The 1,535-nt window shown below is 72.4% G+C and carries 2 protein-coding genes; both read right to left on the reverse strand.

Features of this window, described 5'->3' with window-relative positions; genetic code table 11:
- The coding region (locus tag GTP90_RS35670; protein WP_161087925.1) for a sensor histidine kinase at positions 1-1,334 on the reverse strand (1,334 nt) is incomplete at its 3' end.
- Positions 1,327-1,535: response regulator transcription factor (locus tag GTP90_RS35675; protein ID WP_161087926.1), on the reverse strand; the 209-nt coding region annotated here is incomplete at its 5' end. The genes GTP90_RS35670 and GTP90_RS35675, both read right to left, overlap by 8 nt.

Consider the following 1,535-nt stretch of genomic DNA (forward strand, 5'->3'; position numbering starts at 1 on the left):
CGCGCCAGCGGCAGCGCCAGCCGGAACACGCTGCCGCGTCCCGGCTGCGAGGACAGCGTCAGCGGCGCGTCCAGGATGCGCGCCAGGCCGCGCGCGATCGACAGGCCCAGCCCCAGGCCCTTCTGGCGGTCGCGCTCGGGATTGCCGAGCTGGTGGAACTCCTGGAAGATTTCCTGCTGCTGCGCGGCGGCGATGCCGATGCCGCTGTCCCACACCTCGATCACGGCGCCGCCCGCGCGCCGGCGGCAGCCGACCAGGATGCCGCCGCGCAGCGTGTAGCGCACCGCGTTCGACACCAGGTTGCGCAGGATGAGCTCGACCAGCGCGGGGTCCGATTGCAGCACCAGCTCGCTGTCGTGGGTGCGGTAGACCAGGCCCTGGGCGTCGGCCTGCGGCGCCAGCTCGCTCTCGATCTTGGCCAGCAGCGGCTGCAGGCGGAACGGCACGATGTGGGCCTCGACCACGCCGGCGTCGATGCGCGAGAAGTCCAGCAGCGTGTGCAGCATGCTGGCCGAGGCCTCGGACGCCGAGCGCGCGCTGGCCAGCACCTCCTGCTGGGCCGGCGTCAGCGCCGAGCGTCCCAGCACCTCGAGGAACAGGCCCTGGGCGTGGATCGGCTGGCGCAGGTCGTGGCTGGCGGCGGCCAGGAACTTGGACTTGGCCAGGTTGGCCTGCTCGGCCGCGTGCAGCGCCTGGCGCGCCTTCTCGGTCTCGACCCGCAGCTGGTCGATCAGCTCGATGTTGTCGAAGCGCAGCTGGATCGCGGCGCGCGCCGCGCGCGAGCTGTTGCGGCCCTGGCTGAGCAGGCTCATCAGGTAGACCAGCACGGCCAGGCTCAGCGCCTGGAACGCCAGGTCGCCCATGGTCCAGGCCTTGAGCGCCAGCGCGCCCAATTCAAACACGCAGAACACCGCGAACACCGGCAGCACCGGCGACAGCAGCGACATGGAGTTGCCGACGATGCCGGCCAGCACCGCCACCACCAGGATGCTGTTGGCGGTGGAGGCCGGGTCCAGGCCGGCGAACGCCAGCATGCCCCAGGCCGCGCCGTCAATCGCGTTGAGCACGATCAGGCGGCGCGTCAGCCGGTCGGCGTGCTCGGCCAGGATGGGCGCGCGCAGCAGGCGCCGCGCGTCCCAGCTGGCGTACACCTTGGAGGCGATCACGGCCGCGCACCACAGGCGCAGCGCCAGCGTGTTGTCCGGCGTGGCCAGCACGTACACCAGCAGCAGCGCGACGGCGATGGCCGGCAGCAGCGAGCTGCCCATATTGCCCATCAACAGGCGCGCCTGCTCGGCGCGGATCAGGCGTTCGGTGGCGGGCGGGCTAAGCAACGAGGCCCCGCTGGCGCGCGACAAAAGCCGCCTCGGCGCGGCTGACCACGCCCAGCATGGCCAGCAGCGCCTGCACATGGCCGCGCACGGTGTTCTCGGACAGGTTCAGGCGCCGCGCGATCAGCTTGTTCGACAGGCCCTGGCAGACCAGCGCCAGCACCTCGCACTGGCGCGGCGTCAGGCGCGGCTGCGGGGCGCCGG

It is taken from the genome of Duganella vulcania (genome assembly GCF_009857655.1).
In the GTDB taxonomy this organism is placed as follows: Bacteria; Pseudomonadota; Gammaproteobacteria; order Burkholderiales; family Burkholderiaceae_D; genus Rugamonas; species Rugamonas vulcania.